15 protein-coding genes are annotated in these 15,809 nt (G+C 36.3%); all 15 read left to right on the top strand.

All coding sequences use genetic code 11. From position 1 onward, the window contains the following. Positions 1-528 precede the first annotated feature (528 nt). The 15 genes from yabG to BMX40_RS18530 all read left to right on the top strand — a co-directional run bounded on the left by yabG (position 529) and on the right by BMX40_RS18530 (position 15,808). Positions 529-1,422: a sporulation peptidase YabG gene (yabG, locus tag BMX40_RS18600; RefSeq protein WP_090872783.1), complete on the top strand. Its 894-nt coding sequence runs from the start codon at positions 529-531 to the stop codon at positions 1,420-1,422. A 355-nt stretch (positions 1,423-1,777) separates the two neighbouring features. Then, positions 1,778-2,044 carry a biofilm formation stimulator Veg gene (veg, locus tag BMX40_RS18595; RefSeq protein ID WP_090872779.1) on the top strand — a complete coding sequence of 89 codons (267 nt, stop codon included), beginning with the start codon at positions 1,778-1,780 and terminating at the stop codon, positions 2,042-2,044. Between the two features lie 78 nt (positions 2,045-2,122). Then, positions 2,123-2,479 carry an SCP2 sterol-binding domain-containing protein gene (locus BMX40_RS18590; RefSeq protein WP_090872778.1) on the top strand — a complete coding sequence of 119 codons (357 nt, stop codon included), beginning with the start codon at positions 2,123-2,125 and terminating at the stop codon, positions 2,477-2,479. 99 nt (positions 2,480-2,578) lie between these two features. After that, positions 2,579-2,758 carry a small, acid-soluble spore protein, alpha/beta type gene (locus BMX40_RS18585; RefSeq protein ID WP_090872776.1) on the top strand — a complete coding sequence of 60 codons (180 nt, stop codon included), beginning with the start codon at positions 2,579-2,581 and terminating at the stop codon, positions 2,756-2,758. Between the two features lie 139 nt (positions 2,759-2,897). Further along, positions 2,898-3,749: a 4-(cytidine 5'-diphospho)-2-C-methyl-D-erythritol kinase gene (gene ispE, locus BMX40_RS18580; protein WP_090872774.1), complete on the top strand. Its 852-nt coding sequence runs from the start codon at positions 2,898-2,900 to the stop codon at positions 3,747-3,749. 66 nt (positions 3,750-3,815) lie between these two features. After that, a complete protein-coding gene (gene purR / locus BMX40_RS18575; protein WP_090872772.1) occupies positions 3,816-4,628 on the top strand; it encodes a pur operon repressor in 813 nt (270 codons plus the stop codon). A gap of 212 nt (positions 4,629-4,840) precedes the next feature. Continuing rightward, the gene (gene spoVG / locus BMX40_RS18570; protein ID WP_090872770.1) at positions 4,841-5,128 is read left to right on the top strand and encodes a septation regulator SpoVG; all 288 of its coding nucleotides are present in this window, start codon (positions 4,841-4,843) and stop codon (positions 5,126-5,128) included. A 217-nt stretch (positions 5,129-5,345) separates the two neighbouring features. Beyond that, positions 5,346-6,725: a bifunctional UDP-N-acetylglucosamine diphosphorylase/glucosamine-1-phosphate N-acetyltransferase GlmU gene (gene glmU, locus BMX40_RS18565; RefSeq protein ID WP_090872768.1), complete on the top strand. Its 1,380-nt coding sequence runs from the start codon at positions 5,346-5,348 to the stop codon at positions 6,723-6,725. 14 nt (positions 6,726-6,739) lie between these two features. Next, on the top strand, positions 6,740-7,693 hold the full coding sequence (locus BMX40_RS18560) for a ribose-phosphate diphosphokinase (protein WP_090872766.1): 954 nt from the start codon (positions 6,740-6,742) through the stop codon (positions 7,691-7,693). Positions 7,694-7,825: 132 nt separating this feature from the next. Then, entirely contained in the window at positions 7,826-8,461 is a 636-nt protein-coding gene (locus BMX40_RS18555; RefSeq protein WP_090872764.1) for a 50S ribosomal protein L25/general stress protein Ctc, read from the top strand. Between the two features lie 132 nt (positions 8,462-8,593). Beyond that, positions 8,594-9,157: an aminoacyl-tRNA hydrolase gene (pth, locus tag BMX40_RS18550; RefSeq protein ID WP_090872792.1), complete on the top strand. Its 564-nt coding sequence runs from the start codon at positions 8,594-8,596 to the stop codon at positions 9,155-9,157. 88 nt (positions 9,158-9,245) lie between these two features. Continuing rightward, the gene (gene fin, locus BMX40_RS18545) at positions 9,246-9,476 is read left to right on the top strand and encodes an anti-sigma-F factor Fin (protein WP_090872762.1); all 231 of its coding nucleotides are present in this window, start codon (positions 9,246-9,248) and stop codon (positions 9,474-9,476) included. Between the two features lie 229 nt (positions 9,477-9,705). Next, the gene (gene mfd / locus BMX40_RS18540; RefSeq protein ID WP_090872760.1) at positions 9,706-13,224 is read left to right on the top strand and encodes a transcription-repair coupling factor; all 3,519 of its coding nucleotides are present in this window, start codon (positions 9,706-9,708) and stop codon (positions 13,222-13,224) included. Positions 13,225-13,456: 232 nt separating this feature from the next. Further along, positions 13,457-13,990: a stage V sporulation protein T gene (spoVT, locus tag BMX40_RS18535; protein WP_090872758.1), complete on the top strand. Its 534-nt coding sequence runs from the start codon at positions 13,457-13,459 to the stop codon at positions 13,988-13,990. Positions 13,991-14,236: 246 nt separating this feature from the next. Continuing rightward, a complete protein-coding gene (locus BMX40_RS18530; protein ID WP_090872756.1) occupies positions 14,237-15,808 on the top strand; it encodes a putative polysaccharide biosynthesis protein in 1,572 nt (523 codons plus the stop codon). The last annotated feature ends 1 nt before the right edge of the window (position 15,809 follow it).

Here is a 15,809-nt window from a genome sequence, read left to right as displayed (position 1 = left end):
GGCCTCAGCCAGGGAACTACTTGAATATGCTTCTTTGTTCCCTTGCGCCGAGGAATTAGCTTCGAAGATTTACTAGTAGACGTAGGCGCATCTGTGCGGGGTCTTCGGACACGTGCTGTTCCCACAGAGTCTACACATTCTGCCTCCGCTAGAGTAGTAATTTTGATCCTTATAGAAATATCCCCCTAAAAACCAGTGATTGATGAAAATTGACCTGAAGTACGAATAACGAATAATAATTGCAATCATACCAGCGTAGGAAATACATGGAGACTCCTGCGGGAAAGCGAAGACGCTGAGACCCCACAGGGAGCGTTCTTTGCGAGCGAGGAGGCTTAGCGCGAGCCCGCGGAAAGCGAAATGTATTTCCGTAGCGGTGATAGTGATATCCTAAACTCTTTTAAAATCATTACGTCGCATAATAATCAGCTATTCATTTTCTAATACGGGAACAAGGTTCGTGGTGGTGGCATAGGCTATAGAAGCGGAATGCTTTCAAATTAATGAAGGCTGTGAGGTGGATAAGTAGTGCCATTTTCAATAGGTGAGTTAGTAACTCGTATTTCATACAATAATGATTTGTTATTTCGGATTGTATCGATTAAAGATCGCAAGGCAATTTTACATGGAGAAGATATTCGATTGGAAGCAGATGCAATGTTAGATGATCTTATCCTTGTAGAAGATAGGGATTTACAAAAAAGGAGACAAAAGGAAAAAGAGAAAGAGGAGTTTTCCTATCGTTTATTTCGACAAGATTATCAACTGATGAAAGAAAAAAGGGATTATCAATCGACCGATGGATACCAATATGCCGAGTATTTTCAATTACCAGCACGAGTCCTACATTTAGATGGAGATCAGATGTATTTACGCAAATGTATTACACTATATCAACGTCTAGGTTTACAAGTACATGGCGTCCATATTAATGAAAAGGAGATGCCATTCCAAATAGGTGATTTAATTAAAAAGATTCAACCTAATATCATTGTCATTACCGGTCACGATTCATTTTCTAAAAATAAGGGAAGAAAAAATGATTTACGTGCATATCGTCATTCTAAGTTTTTCGCAGAAACAGTTAGAGAGGCTAGAAAGATTGTACCTAATTTAGATGAACTCGTAATTTTTGCAGGAGCTTGTCAATCTCACTTCGAATCACTTATACGAGCTGGAGCCAACTTTGCTAGTTCTCCGTTACGAATTAATATACATGCTCTTGACCCGGTATATATTGCTGCTAAAATAGCGTATACACCATTTATGGAGAAGGTAAGTGTATGGGAGGCATTGCGAAATACAATGACAGGTGAAAAAGGAATGGGAGGTATTGAAACAAGGGGGCTATTACGTACAGGAATGCCTTACTTACAGGAAGATCAACAAGAAGAAAAAAGTAATTCAGAAGAAGACAGCTAGTTTTAGGGATATTTTCCGTAAACTAGCTGTTTTTTAGAACGTTGGGTAATTTCGTATAATGTAAAAGAGATAAGGAATTTCATTTAAGAATGCCTTGCTCTTCCATTATCATAATTTCACTTTCGGAGGATTTTCCTTTTATCACCTCAAAAAAAGTAAGGCAGTTTATGGTTTTATTAGAATAAATTACGATATACATTAAAATTCATACATAATTTGTTAACATTTTGAAACAATAAAACTAATGAACGAAATTTAGTTGTTGACATTAAAAAACATATCTTGTTATAATATAATATTTTTTGACTGTAAAACAAGCTTATGTTATAATAAGATTACAGTGAGGTGGATTGTATTGGCTAAAACATTAATCGAAATTAAGCAAGGTCTTGAAGGTCAAGTTGGAAAACGTCTAACATTGAAAGCTAATGGAGGTAGAAGGAAAACAATTGAGCGATCGGGAATATTAGCAGAAACATATCCTTCTGTTTTCATTGTTGAATTAGACCAAGAAGAAAATGCTTTCGAACGTGTTTCTTACAGCTATGCAGACGTATTAACAGAAACGGTTGAACTAAGCTTTCTAGATGAACGTACTAAAGCGATACTATTAGAACAGTAAACAAGAGGTGTTTGCTGTTCTATATTTTTCAATATAATTATTTGATTATTGAAACTTTTATATGAAGGGGATACAGGAATGGATGTTTTAGAGAATGGCACTATTACAGAAATTTGGAAGTTTGTGGAGGGGAAACTGCAAGAAAACAAGGCCCCTTATTCAAATTTAAATGCTACATATGAATTTCAAATTATTGATATTCAAAATTCTTTGTACCAAGTTAAGTTCAATAATGGGGATATCGAAATAAAGGATCAACAAATAGCTGAGGCAGACTGTACATTGAAAATGAAGGAAAAGTACGTTCGAAAATTTTTAAAAGGAGAATTAAACAGTACAACGGCATTTATGACTGGGAAGCTTAAAGTAGAGGGGAATATAGGTTTAGCTTTGAAATTAGAAGGTGTGTTGAAGCAATATAATTTTATCGGTTAATATTCCCTTATATGTATACATATAACTAGTTTCTATTTGCTTAATTTGGTCAAACTATAACTGTCGTAACAAGTTTTAACAGAAAGGGGTTGTTCTTTCATGGCTCGACGTGGAGGTATAATGTCCGATCAGATGAAAGAAGAGATTGCAAAAGAGTTAGGCTTTTACGACACGGTACAACGAGAAGGTTGGGGCGGTATAAAGGCAAGGGATGCAGGGAACATGGTTAAACGTGCAATTGAAATAGCCGAGCAGAATATGCAAAACGGCAAATCCTAATTGGATTTGCCGTTTTTTCGTAACTTCTTTTGGCTTTCCAGTCGCTTGTAAATTTTTATTATGATACAATTTGCTCATCAAGCAAAAATGAAGGAGATTATCATTGCTAAAGTGCGATAGGAAAAAGTAGGTGACGGATATGGCTCTATTTGAGAAAGCTCCGGCTAAAGTTAATTTATCACTTGATGTACTTGGTAGGAGGAAGGATGGATACCATGATGTAGAGATGATTATGGCAACCATCGATTTAGCGGATCGGATTGAACTTACCAGTATAGAAGAAGATGAAGTAGAAGTTTCTCTTTGGAGTAGGTATGTACCAAATGATGAACGGAATTTGGCTTATAAGGCTGCAAAGCTTTTTAAGAAAGCATACGGAATAAGTAAAGGGGTACATATAAAAATTGAGAAAAATATACCTGTATCAGCTGGGCTAGGTGGAGGAAGTACAAATGCAGCAGCTGTATTACGTGGTTTAAACAAATTATGGGATGTAAAGGTTCCATTAGTTGAACTAGCCTCTTTAGGCATGGAAATTGACGCAGATGTTCCATTTTGTGTGTTTGGATCAACTGCACTTGCAAGAGGCAGAGGAGAAATAATTAAAAAGCTACCATCTCCTCCTTCGTGTTGGGTTATACTGGCGAAACCAGACATAGGTGTATCAACAAAATCAATCTTACAACGAGTAAATTCGGATCAGATTTCTCATCCTAATACGGAAGAGATAATAAATGCTTTAGATACTAAAAATTTCTCGAATATATGTAAATATATAGGGAATTCTCTAGAAGAAGTAACGATGTCTATTTATCCAGAGGTCAAACGGATAAAAGAAAAAATGGCAAACGCTGGAGCAGATGGTGTTCTAATGAGTGGGAGTGGTCCAACTGTTTATGGATTAGTACAACATCATAATAAAGCGCAGCGAATATACAACGGTATGAAGGGCTTCTGTCACGATGTTCATATAGTCCGGATTTTAGGTTAGTTCTTGATAAAAAGCGTATAATAGTGATATATTAAGATCATATTATTCGGTTTTTGAGGTGTAGAAATGAAAAGAAGCAATCGGTTAGTGTCTTTAACAAATTTTTTTATAGAAAATCCGCGGCAACACCGCAATCTCCCTTACTTTTCTGAAAAGTATAATGCAGCAAAGGCTTCTATGAGTGAAGATTTAGATATTGTAGACCAAATGTTACAGGAAGAGGGAATTGGCTATCTACATCGGACTTCTGGTTCAGCTGGTGGAGTAATGTTTATCCCTGAGTCAACGTATGATAATGGACTTGCTTTTATTGATTCGTTATGCAATAAGTTGGAAGATCCTGTTCGTATTCTGCCTGGGGGTTATCTGTATATGAGTGACCTATTAGGCGACCCAAAAATGGTAAGAGAAATTGGTCGTGTCTTTGCCTCAAAATTCTCAAGCTTGGATATTGATGTAGTGATGACTGTCGCGACGAAAGGGATTCCACTTGCCTATGCAGTAGCTTCATTTTTAAATGTTCCTGTTGTTATAGTACGTAGGGATCCAAAGGTAACGGAAGGATCATCCGTTAGTATCAATTACGTATCGGGGTCATCGAGAAAAATTCAAACAATGGTATTAACAAAACGTAGCTTGCAAGAGGATGCGAATGTTTGTATTATTGATGACTTCATGAAAGCTGGAGGCACCATTACTGGAATGATTAATCTTTTAGAGGAATTTAATGCGAATGTGGCAGCTATTGGTGTATTAGCTGAAGCTGATGACGAGGAAGAAGACCGTGTTGTTGAGGATTATACATCATTAGTGAAAATATCAGATGTTGACATGATAAAAAAACGAATTCAAGTTCAACCAGGTAATTTTTCGAAATAAATAATATAGAAAACCTTTGTCCAACCCAGGATGAAGGTTTTTTTGTTAAGCTATTCAAGTCATACTTGCTTAACAAGTGCTTATATTAATGTTTTTTCGAGTATGATTACCTTTTTGTGTAAATAATTAAACTTTTTTCAATTTTAAGCAGGATTTATGTTTTATTTGTAGAATTATCTAATTAAGTTAATTTTGCAAAGGGGTGAAACAACATGGAAGTAACTGACGTAAGATTACGCCGCGTAAATACAGAGGGAAGAATGCGAGCAATAGCATCTATTACGTTGGATCAAGAATTTGTAGTCCACGATATCCGTGTAATCGACGGAAATAACGGCTTATTTGTCGCTATGCCATCAAAACGTACTCCAGATGGCGAATTTAGAGATATTGCACATCCGATAAACTCTAATACGCGAGGTAAGATCCAAGATGCGGTATTAGAAGAATATCGTCGTGCAGGTGAGGAAGTTGAATACGAGGAAGCAGGAGCTTCCTAAGTTGTAAAAATTTTAAACATCAAGAGGTCTAATCTTCCAGGATTGGCCTTCTTTTTTTTGGAATAATATATTATCTCTAGCTAGTAAGTAATGATTGCTAATTCATGTCTGTAATTGTTGAAATGAACTTCTATTTAAGATATATTCATTATGGATTAAGAAATAATTAATTTTTAATAAATTGCATCTTGGATAAGTAGAAATAGGAGGTTTTCTCGTGGCAAAACGTTATGCAATCATTCTTGCTGCTGGGCAAGGTACAAGAATGAAATCAAAACTTTATAAAGTGCTTCATCCCGTGTTGGGGCGCCCAATGGTTCAACATGTTTTAGATCAAGTAAAAGCAGTTAACCTTGATGAAGTAGTAACCGTAGTAGGTCATGGTGCTGAATTAGTGAAGGATCAATTAGGTAGGGAGAGTCAATTTGCGTTACAGGCAGAACAGTTAGGAACTGGTCATGCAGTGATACAAGCAGAACAATTATTAAAAGATAAAGATGGAACCACGATCGTTGTTTGTGGTGATACCCCGTTAATTACGGACCAAACCTATTTAGATTTATTTGAACATCATGAAAAACAAAATTCTAAGGCGACTATTTTAACGGCTATTGCTCCAGACCCTACAGGTTATGGGAGAATAATTCGGAATGAAAATAACCAAGTAGAACGAATTGTAGAACATAAAGATGCCAATGAGAAAGAACTCCGTGTTCAAGAAATAAATACAGGTACATATTGCTTTGATAATAAAGCCTTGTTTGAAGCATTGCAAGAAGTCTCTAACGACAACTCACAAGGTGAATATTATTTAACGGATGTAATTGAAATATTAAAAAACAAATCGGAAAAAGTAAGTGCATATGTGACGCCCGATTTCGAGGAAACACTAGGTGTAAATGATAGAGTAGCACTAGCAAAAGCGGAAAAGACGATGAAAAAACGAATTAATGAACAACATATGCGTAATGGAGTAACGATTATTGATCCAGATAATACGTATATTCACCCCGAAGTAGTTATTGAACAAGATGTTGTCATTCATCCTGGTTCCATTCTTCGTGGGGAAACCACTGTTAAAGCAGATGCAGAGGTTGGACCACATACGGAGCTTACAAATTGCATTGTTGGAGAATCAACTGTTATCAAACAAAGTGTTGCGACCAACAGTAAAATTGGTGACAGGGTTAACATTGGTCCATATGCCCACATTCGACCTGAGGCAAATATTGGAAATGGAGCTAAGATCGGAAATTTTGTAGAAATTAAAAAATCTACGCTTGGCGAGGGTAGTAAAGTGTCTCACTTAAGTTATATAGGAGACGCGCAAGTTGGAAGTAATGTAAACGTCGGTTGTGGTACAATAACAGTGAACTATGATGGTAAAAATAAATACTTAACAACGATTGAAGATGATGCTTTTATTGGTTGTAATTCAAACTTAATTGCACCTGTAACTATTGGAAAAGGTTCGTATGTTGCGGCAGGTTCAACAATTTCCAAAGACGTACCAGGTGAATCATTATCTATCGCACGGGCAAGACAGACGAATAAAGAAGGATATGCAGCAAGAATTAAAAATAGGAAAAAAGATTAACGGAGGGTAAATCCATGGCATCGACTTATAAAGACGCAGCATTGAAAGTATTTACATTAAATTCGAACCGTAAATTAGCAGGAGAAATTGCGGAACACATTGGAACAACATTAGGAAAATGTACAGTAACTTCATTTAGCGATGGCGAAATCCAAATCAACATTGAAGAAAGTGTACGTGGTTGCGATGTTTATGTAGTGCAATCTACTAGCACACCAGTGAACCAGCACATCATGGAGCTTTTAATTATGATTGATGCATTAAAACGTGCATCTGCTAGATCGATTAATATTGTAATGCCATATTATGGGTATGCCAGACAAGACCGTAAATCACGATCTAGAGAACCGATTACGGCGAAATTAGTTGCCAATTTATTGGAAACGTCTGGTGCAGATCGAGTGATAACCCTTGACCTTCACGCACCACAAATTCAAGGATTTTTCGATGTACCTATCGATCATTTACAAGGTGTGCCAATTCTGTCAGATTACTTTGAAGCGAAGAATTTTGATGATTTAATTATTGTTTCTCCTGATCATGGAGGAGTTACAAGAACGCGTAAAATGGCAGATCGTCTGAAAGCTCCAATTGGAATTATCGATAAAAGACGCCCTCGCCCCAATGTTGCGGAAGTCATGAATATTGTAGGTAATATTGAAGGGAAAACAGCTATTCTAATCGATGATATTATTGATACTGCAGGTACAATTACTCTTGCAGCTAATGCGTTGATAGAGAATGGAGCTAAGGAAGTATATGCTTGCTGCACACATCCAGTTTTATCAGGACCTGCAATGGAACGTATCGAAAGTTCACAAATTAAAGAATTAGTAATAACAAATTCTATTCCTCTTCCTGATGAGAAGAAGATTGATAAAGTAACCCAATTATCAGTTGCTCCACTAATCGGAGAAGCAATTATTCGGGTTCATGAAGAACAATCTGTAAGTATTTTATTTGATTAAAGGTTTAGATTTGATTATTTAGGGGAATTTTACTATATAGAGCATTTTGATAGAGACATTTCATACATGAGAAAGTTTGTCTAACAGCTTGGATGATAATCTAGTTTTCAAATAATGGAGGATGATTAATTCATGTCAGTTACGTTGAAAGCAACAAAAAGAGCAGATCATGCAAGATCGACAACAAGAAAACTCAGAGAAAGCGGACAAGTTCCCGCAGTTGTATATGGAAAAGATAAGGAGTCAAAATCAGTTGCTGTAGATAGTATAGAACTTGTCAAAACAGTACGAGATGAAGGCCGAAATGCAGTCATTTCATTGGATATAGCAAATGATACTCCTGTAGATGTGATGCTACATGATTATCAGATGGACTCGATAAAAGATGAGTTGATTCATGCAGACTTCTACGTTGTCAATATGGCAGAAGAAATGGATGTTGCTGTTGCCGTTAGATTAGAAGGTGAACCTCAAGGAGTAAAAGATGGTGGCGTTTTACAACAAGCATTGTATGAAGTCCAAGTTCGAGCAAAGCCAAATCAAATTCCAGAGGAAATAACAGTAGATGTTTCATCATTGGATACGGGTGATATTTTAACGGTAAAAGATTTACCGAAAGCTGCCAATTATGAAATACTGGACGATGAGGAATCGACAGTTGTTACAATTCTAACTCCTACAACAGATGAAGATGTTGAAGGAATAGAAAATGAAGATGCAGAACCTGAGTTAGTTGGAGAAGCTCAAACCGAACGAAACGAAGATTAATCAAAAATAATCAATCCCCTCCTTTAGGAAAAATGTGTTAACCATTACCTATCAGGAGGGATTGTTGTATTTTAGTCGCAAGTAACAGGTAATAAGAGACGTTAATTCATGTTAAACGAGGGACGTATAGTAATGAAATGTATTGTAGGTTTAGGGAATCCAGGTAGAAAATATAAAAAAACACGACATAACATTGGCTTTATGGTTATTGATGAGTTATTAAAACGTAATGCATGGGGGCCATTAAAAAAGGATAAATTTCAAGGGAAACATGTAATAGAACATCTTCACGGTGATAAGGTCGTACTACTCCAGCCTCAGACCTATATGAATCTTTCTGGTCAGTCCGTAAAACCACTTATAGACTTTTATGAAATAGACCCTGGGGATGTGTTAGTAATCTATGATGATTTAGATCTACCAACTGGGAGGATTCGATTGCGCCAAAAGGGTGGGCATGGAGGTCATAATGGAATACGATCTCTTATTGATCATTTAGGTACGAAAGAGTTTAAACGGCTTCGGATTGGAGTTGGTAGACCAACTAATGCTGTTCCTGTAGTAGATTATGTGTTAGGAACCTTCCCAAAAAGTGAAGAAGAAGCAGTATCTGAAAGCATTGAAAATGCTGTACATGCTTGTGAAAGATGGTTGGAGAAACCATTTTTAGAGGTTATGAACGAATTTAATTCCTAATGGAAACATATATATTATCGTATAAAAATATCCTTTTCGGATAAACTTAAAAATATATCTAAACGGTTTATTCGAGGAGGTTATTATCATGTCAATAGTCTATAAGTGTAGGCATTGTGGAGGCACTATTGGACGGCTCGAGCAACAAATAGTAGATACATCGGTTCTTGGATGGGATAAATTATCAGATGAGGATAAAAAAGAGATGATTGATTATACAGAAAGCGGAGATGTTCAAATTCAGGCAATTTGCGAAAACTGTGAAGAGTCTTTAGGACATCACCCAGAATACCATGAATTAGATTACTTCATTCAATAAAAGAAAGGACAGGCTTTGGTTTTGATAAACCAAGGCATTTTTGCGTTTTACCAAGGATAAGAAAATGGATAGCATCCTAAAAAAAGCTAGTAGAGAATAGACTCACGAATTCTACTTGTGACCTTTTCTCGATGAAAGTTATGTAAACAAATAACGGAAGTTTTATTTACCTAGTCATTCTACATGTATTACGAGTGAAAGACTTGTATGTTTTAATGGGGGTTTTTGTGTGAGAGGAATAACGAATTATTTACAATCAAAAGAAGATATACAATCGGTACTAGCAGGAATCTCTAATGGGATGAACGAACAACTAGTGGCAGGTTTATCGGGTTCAGCTAGAAGTTTATTAGTATCGATGATAGAGGAAGCAACAAAGAAGCCTGTCCTTTTCATTACTTACCAATTAGTTCAGGCACAAGCCCTCTATGATGATTTAGCTGCATTTATGGGAGAGGAGCATGTTCATCTATATCCTGTAAATGAGTTAATCGCATCTGAAATAGCAATTTCAAGCCCGGAGCTTAAGAGTCAGCGAATTGAATCATTAACAGAATGGTCTTCAAAAAAATCTGGGATTCTAATAGCACCCGTAGCAGCGCTCAAACGAATGTTACCTCCTACTAGCTATTTAGATAAATACCAGTTAAATTTCACGGTTGGTCAAGAAATTAATGTTGATGATTATTTAGGTTCTTTAGTTGATATGGGGTATGAACATGCGTCGATGGTAACAACACCTGGAGAATTTAGTCGTCGAGGTGGAATAATAGATATTTATCCAGTAACAGAAGCTAATCCAGTGCGAATTGAGTTATTTGATGAAGAAATTGATTCAATACGTTATTTTGATGCTGATTCACAGCGCTCTCTAGACAAGAAGCAAGAGATTATTATTGGACCAGCAACTGAGCTGTTGTTACAAAAAGAAGATATTCTATCTGGAGCGCAACGTTTAGAAATAGCATTAGCAGAAACGTTGAAAAAGGTGAAAACGACACAAGCAAAAGAAGAATTAGTGGAAGAAATCGAGCATGATATTTCCCGTCTGAAAAACTTTGAACATTTTCCAGAGATGCATAAATATATTGGGTTTCTTTATGAAAACCCTGCTAGTTTATTAGATTATCTACCTGCAAATGGATTAATGATACTGGATGAAATGAGCAGAATTCACGAAACTGCAACCAATTTGGATATGGAAGAAGCGGAGTGGTATAGCAGCCTATTAGAATCGAACAAAATGGTTAAGGGTAGCCAGTTTTCTTTTGATTGGCAAACAATTTGGGGTAATATGAATGTCCAGCGACTATATATGTCCGTTTTTCTAAGGCATATACCAAATACCCAGCCGCAAAATATTATTAATCTTTCATCAAGAGCCATGCAGGAGTTCCATGGACAAATGCACTTATTCAAAAATGAATTAACTCGATGGGAAAAAGGCGGTTTTTCCGTTGTTGTTCTAGCACCCAATGAAAAGCGGGCTGAGAAAATTCAATCTATTTTTTCCGATTATGAAATTGAATCTGATGTAGCTAACCAATTGGTTCTACCTGTTGAACGACCAACCATTGTAGTAGGAAATGTTGGTAGTGGTATCGAAATGCCGATGCACCGACTTGTATTGATCACGGAAAATGAATTATTTAAAAAGCGGTCAAAACGAACACGAAAAAAACAGAAAATCTCCAATGCGGAGCGAATAAAAAACTACCAGGAATTAAAAATTGGTGATTATGTTGTACATGCCAATCACGGTATTGGTCGATACTTAGGGATTGAAACACTAGAAGTTGGTGGCAAGCATAAGGACTATATGTTACTTAAATATTCTGGTGACGACAAACTATTTGTTCCAATTGAACAAATTGACCTTGTTCAAAAGTTTGTTGGTTCAGAAGGAAAAGAGCCTAAGCTATATAAATTAGGTGGCAGTGAATGGACAAAGGTAAAACGAAAAGTACAATCATCTGTTGAAGATATAGCCGATGACTTAATTAAGTTATATGCCGAAAGAGAGGCAAGAAAAGGATATGCCTTTTCACCCGACTCCGATTTACAACGTGAGTTTGATGCATCATTTCCATACCAGGAAACAGAGGATCAATTGCGTTGTATCGCAGAAATTAAGTCAGATATGGAAAGAGAACGTCCTATGGATCGCTTACTATGTGGAGATGTTGGTTATGGTAAAACAGAGGTAGCGATTCGGGCTGCATTTAAAGCAGTTGCAGATGGAAAGCAAGTAGCAATACTAGTTCCTACTACAATATTAGCGCAACAACATTATGAAACAATTCGCGAGCGCTTCCAGGATCATGCCATTAATATTGGTTTACTAAGTAGGTTTCGTACAGCAAAACAACAGAAAGAAACTATCCAAGGTTTGAATAGGGGCTTAGTAGACGTCGTTGTTGGTACACATCGATTATTATCTAAAGATATTCAATACCATGATTTAGGTTTACTTATTGTCGATGAAGAGCAACGCTTTGGTGTAAAACATAAAGAGAAAATTAAACAACTGAAGTCTAATATTGATGTTCTAACTCTAACAGCAACACCGATCCCAAGGACCTTACATATGTCCATGTTAGGTGTTCGAGATTTGTCTGTCATTGAAACTCCTCCGGAAAATCGTTTTCCAATTCAGACCTATGTCGCAGAGTATAATCCAATATTAATTAGAGAATCTATTGAACGTGAAATGGCTAGAGGAGGACAAGTTTTCTTTTTGTATAACCGAGTAGAAAATATTGATAAAATGGCTCGGGATATTGGCATGCTAGTAGATGATGCTAGAGTTGCTGTTGCCCATGGGCAGATGAATGAAACGGAATTAGAAAATGTTATGTTTGGTTTCCTAGAAGGTGAATATGATGTCTTAGTAAGTACTACCATTATTGAAACCGGTGTGGACATTCCAAACGTAAATACTTTAATTGTCTATGATGCGGATCGTATGGGACTTAGTCAGCTTTACCAATTAAGAGGTCGGGTAGGGCGTTCCAATCGCGTTGCTTATGCATATTTCACCTATCAGAAAGACAAAGTGCTAACAGAGGTAGCTGAGAAGCGATTGCAGGCTATTAAGGAATTTACAGAGCTAGGTTCTGGATTTAAAATTGCGATGCGAGACCTTTCCATCCGTGGAGCAGGTAACCTTCTTGGTGCTCAGCAACATGGATTCATTGATTCGGTTGGTTTTGATATGTATAATCAAATGCTTAAAGATGCAATTGACGCAAGAAAAGCAGGTAAAGAATTAGATGAAATTCAACCTTTTGAGCCAGAGCTTGCATTGACAATTGATGCTTATATACCGGAGTCATATATTGTTGATGAAAAACAAAAAATTGATATGTACAAGCAATTTCAAACCATTACAGGACAAGAAGATATGGATGATTTGAAAGATGAATTAATTGACAGATTTGGTGACTATCCAGAAGAGGTAGAAAATTTAATCATTGTTTCTGACTTAAAGCGTTTAGCGAAGAAGGAACGTGTAGAAACGATTACGGAAAAGAGTAAGAAAATCGAATTAATCCTAAGTGAAGAACGAAGTCAACAGATTGATGGTGCGAAATTGTTTGAGCTAGCAAATGAATTTGATAGAGGGATTCAATTAGGAACGGAAAATAATAAATTAAAAGTCGTGTATAAGCCATCTCGAGATACGATGTACCAGCGTTATGAAATCATTGGCAAGTTCATAGCAAAATTGGAAAATGTTAATCGATAACAACAGATTTTGGTATATCATGTATACTTCTTTCAAAGATGATCAATACTAAGCAAACACAACTGGTGTTATTTTCCCATTCAGAGAGGAATAGGAAAGCAAGTTGTGTCCATTTAGTTTTCTGTTTTTGATAAATATCAAAAACATACTCTTTCACCATTAGTGCAAATAAAAGGCTAAGATTTTAAGGTGCGCCTAAAAAGATCATCATAGAAAGTGAGGCTTCATACGAATGAAGGCAACAGGAATTGTAAGACGGATTGATGATTTAGGTAGAGTAGTCATCCCGAAAGAAATTAGAAGAACATTACGTATACGTGAAGGAGATCCATTAGAAATTTTTATTGATCGTGAAGGTGAGGTAATTCTTAAGAAGTATTCCCCAATCAACGAACTAGGAAATTTTGCAACAGAATATGCTCAAGCTTTATTTGACTCACTTCACTTTCCGGTCATAATCTGTGATCGAGATGAAATAATAGCCGTAGCAGGAGAATCTAAAAAAGATTACTTAAACCAAAACATAGGCCAACAGTTAGAAAAAGCAATTGAAAACCGTTCTGTTATAACAGAAACTGAAGCAAAAAATGTAGAAATACTTCAAGGAAAAGAAGAAGAATTGAACGCATACTGTCTTAGCCCAATAATTGCTAATGGTGACCCAATTGGTTGTGTGATGATATTTTCTAGAGAAGGCAAGCTTAGTGAAGTTGAACAGAAATCTGTAGAGACTGCAGCAAGCTTTCTCGCAAAACAAATGGAATAACGTCTATAGAGGTAGGTGGGTAAAAATTGGTTGATGGCTGATTTTTACCCCTTTTTTTAATTCGTAACAATCCATGAGATTCTGACCAATTATTTATTGGTTAACGGGATGCGTTATATAAGAAATGAACAATAAAATGTACTTCTTCGTTTCTTAAATATATTGCTAACTATGTATGCTATAATGATTGCATATGACGTAAGTATACATAAATTGAGTGTATGAGAGATAAAAGGGAAGTATATTATGGCATCAGATAAAATGGTTAAAGGGGCTTTACTCCTTACTTTAGCTGGATTAATTAGTAAGGTTTTAAGCGCTGGTTACCGAATTCCATTACAAAATTTAACTGGAGATGTTGGCTTTTATGTGTATCAACAGGTTTATCCAATTTTAGGCATTGCTCTTGTACTAGGCTTATATGGTTTTCCCTCGGCAATATCTAAAATAACCGTGGATTTAAAGGGAAATGGTAATAACTTATCCTTTAGAAATTTTTATTTACCAGTCTTACTAATCTTAATTGGAATTAACCTTGCATTGTTTTTATTTTTACGATTAAATGCAGATTCAATTGCTGTTTGGGTTGGCGATCGTCATTTAACAAATACATATAAAATGGCAGCCTTTGTCTTTTTATTATTACCTTTTTCTGTTTTGCTTCGCGGAGTGTTTCAAGGTGAGTTTTTTATGGTACCGACAGCACTCTCCCAAATCGGTGAGCAATTGTTTCGAGTAGGTATTATTATTGGTGCCGCGTATTTAGTAGCAACACAGGGATTAAATATATATGAGATTGGTAAAGCAGGTGGAGTAGCTGGTCTGATTGGCGTATGTGGATCAATTTTCATATTGTTTCTTTTTTTTATAAAGTATAAACCAGTTTCTAATGACAACTATCCTATCCCATGGAACTACTATATGCGTACCATTCTGACTTTTGGTGTAGTGGCCTCTATGAATCACATGATATTGCTGTTACTTCAATTTGCAGATTCGTTTACGCTTATACCAAGTTTGGTGGAATATGGGTTAACTTCGTATCAAGCAATGGAAACAAAAGGTGTTTATGATCGAGGTCAACCTTTAATACAGCTTGGAACGGTATTAGGATCTTCGTTTGCCCTTGCACTAATACCTGCGATTACACAACGGAATTTAAAGGCAGATAGAGATGCTTTCTATAAAAGGGTTCAAAGCTCGGTAGTATTTAGTTTTTATATTGCTGCAGGTGCTACCATTGGGTTAATAATTATTTTCCCAGAAGCGAATGTATTATTGTTTCAAAATGATGAAGGAACAGCTACGTTACGGGTTTTAGTTGTTGCTATTGTGTTAAGCTCGATTTCGATAACCGCCCTATCCATCTTACAAGGATTAGGTTATATCAAAAGAACAGCAGGATTTATTTTAGGAGCTTTATTTATCAAATGGATTGGGAATCAGTTATTGGTACCTACTTTGGGAGTTACAGGGGCCGCGCTAGCAACTGTATTTAGTCTATTGGCGTTATGCACTATCGCATTATTTGAATTAAAACGGAAGCACCAGGGGTTAACTATGTTCAAAAAAGTACAGTGGAAGTCATTTTTAATTGCAGCAAGCTCCATGATTGGATTTCTATTATTAATGGAATTAATTACAGGTGGTCGTTTATCTTTTTCAAGAGTTGGATTACTTGTATACATCGTATCGATTGTTGTTATTGGTGGGGGAATATATATTAGTTTGCTTATACGATTCGGGGCGTTTACTGAAAAAGAATTAGCAATGCTACCATTCGCTTCAAAATTAACCCGGTTACAAAGGAGGAAGTAAC

The sequence above is a fragment of the Oceanobacillus limi genome (genome assembly GCF_900111445.1).
GTDB classification, from domain to species: domain Bacteria; phylum Bacillota; class Bacilli; order Bacillales; family Amphibacillaceae; genus Ornithinibacillus; species Ornithinibacillus limi.
This window is presented reverse-complemented; position numbering and strand designations above follow the sequence as displayed.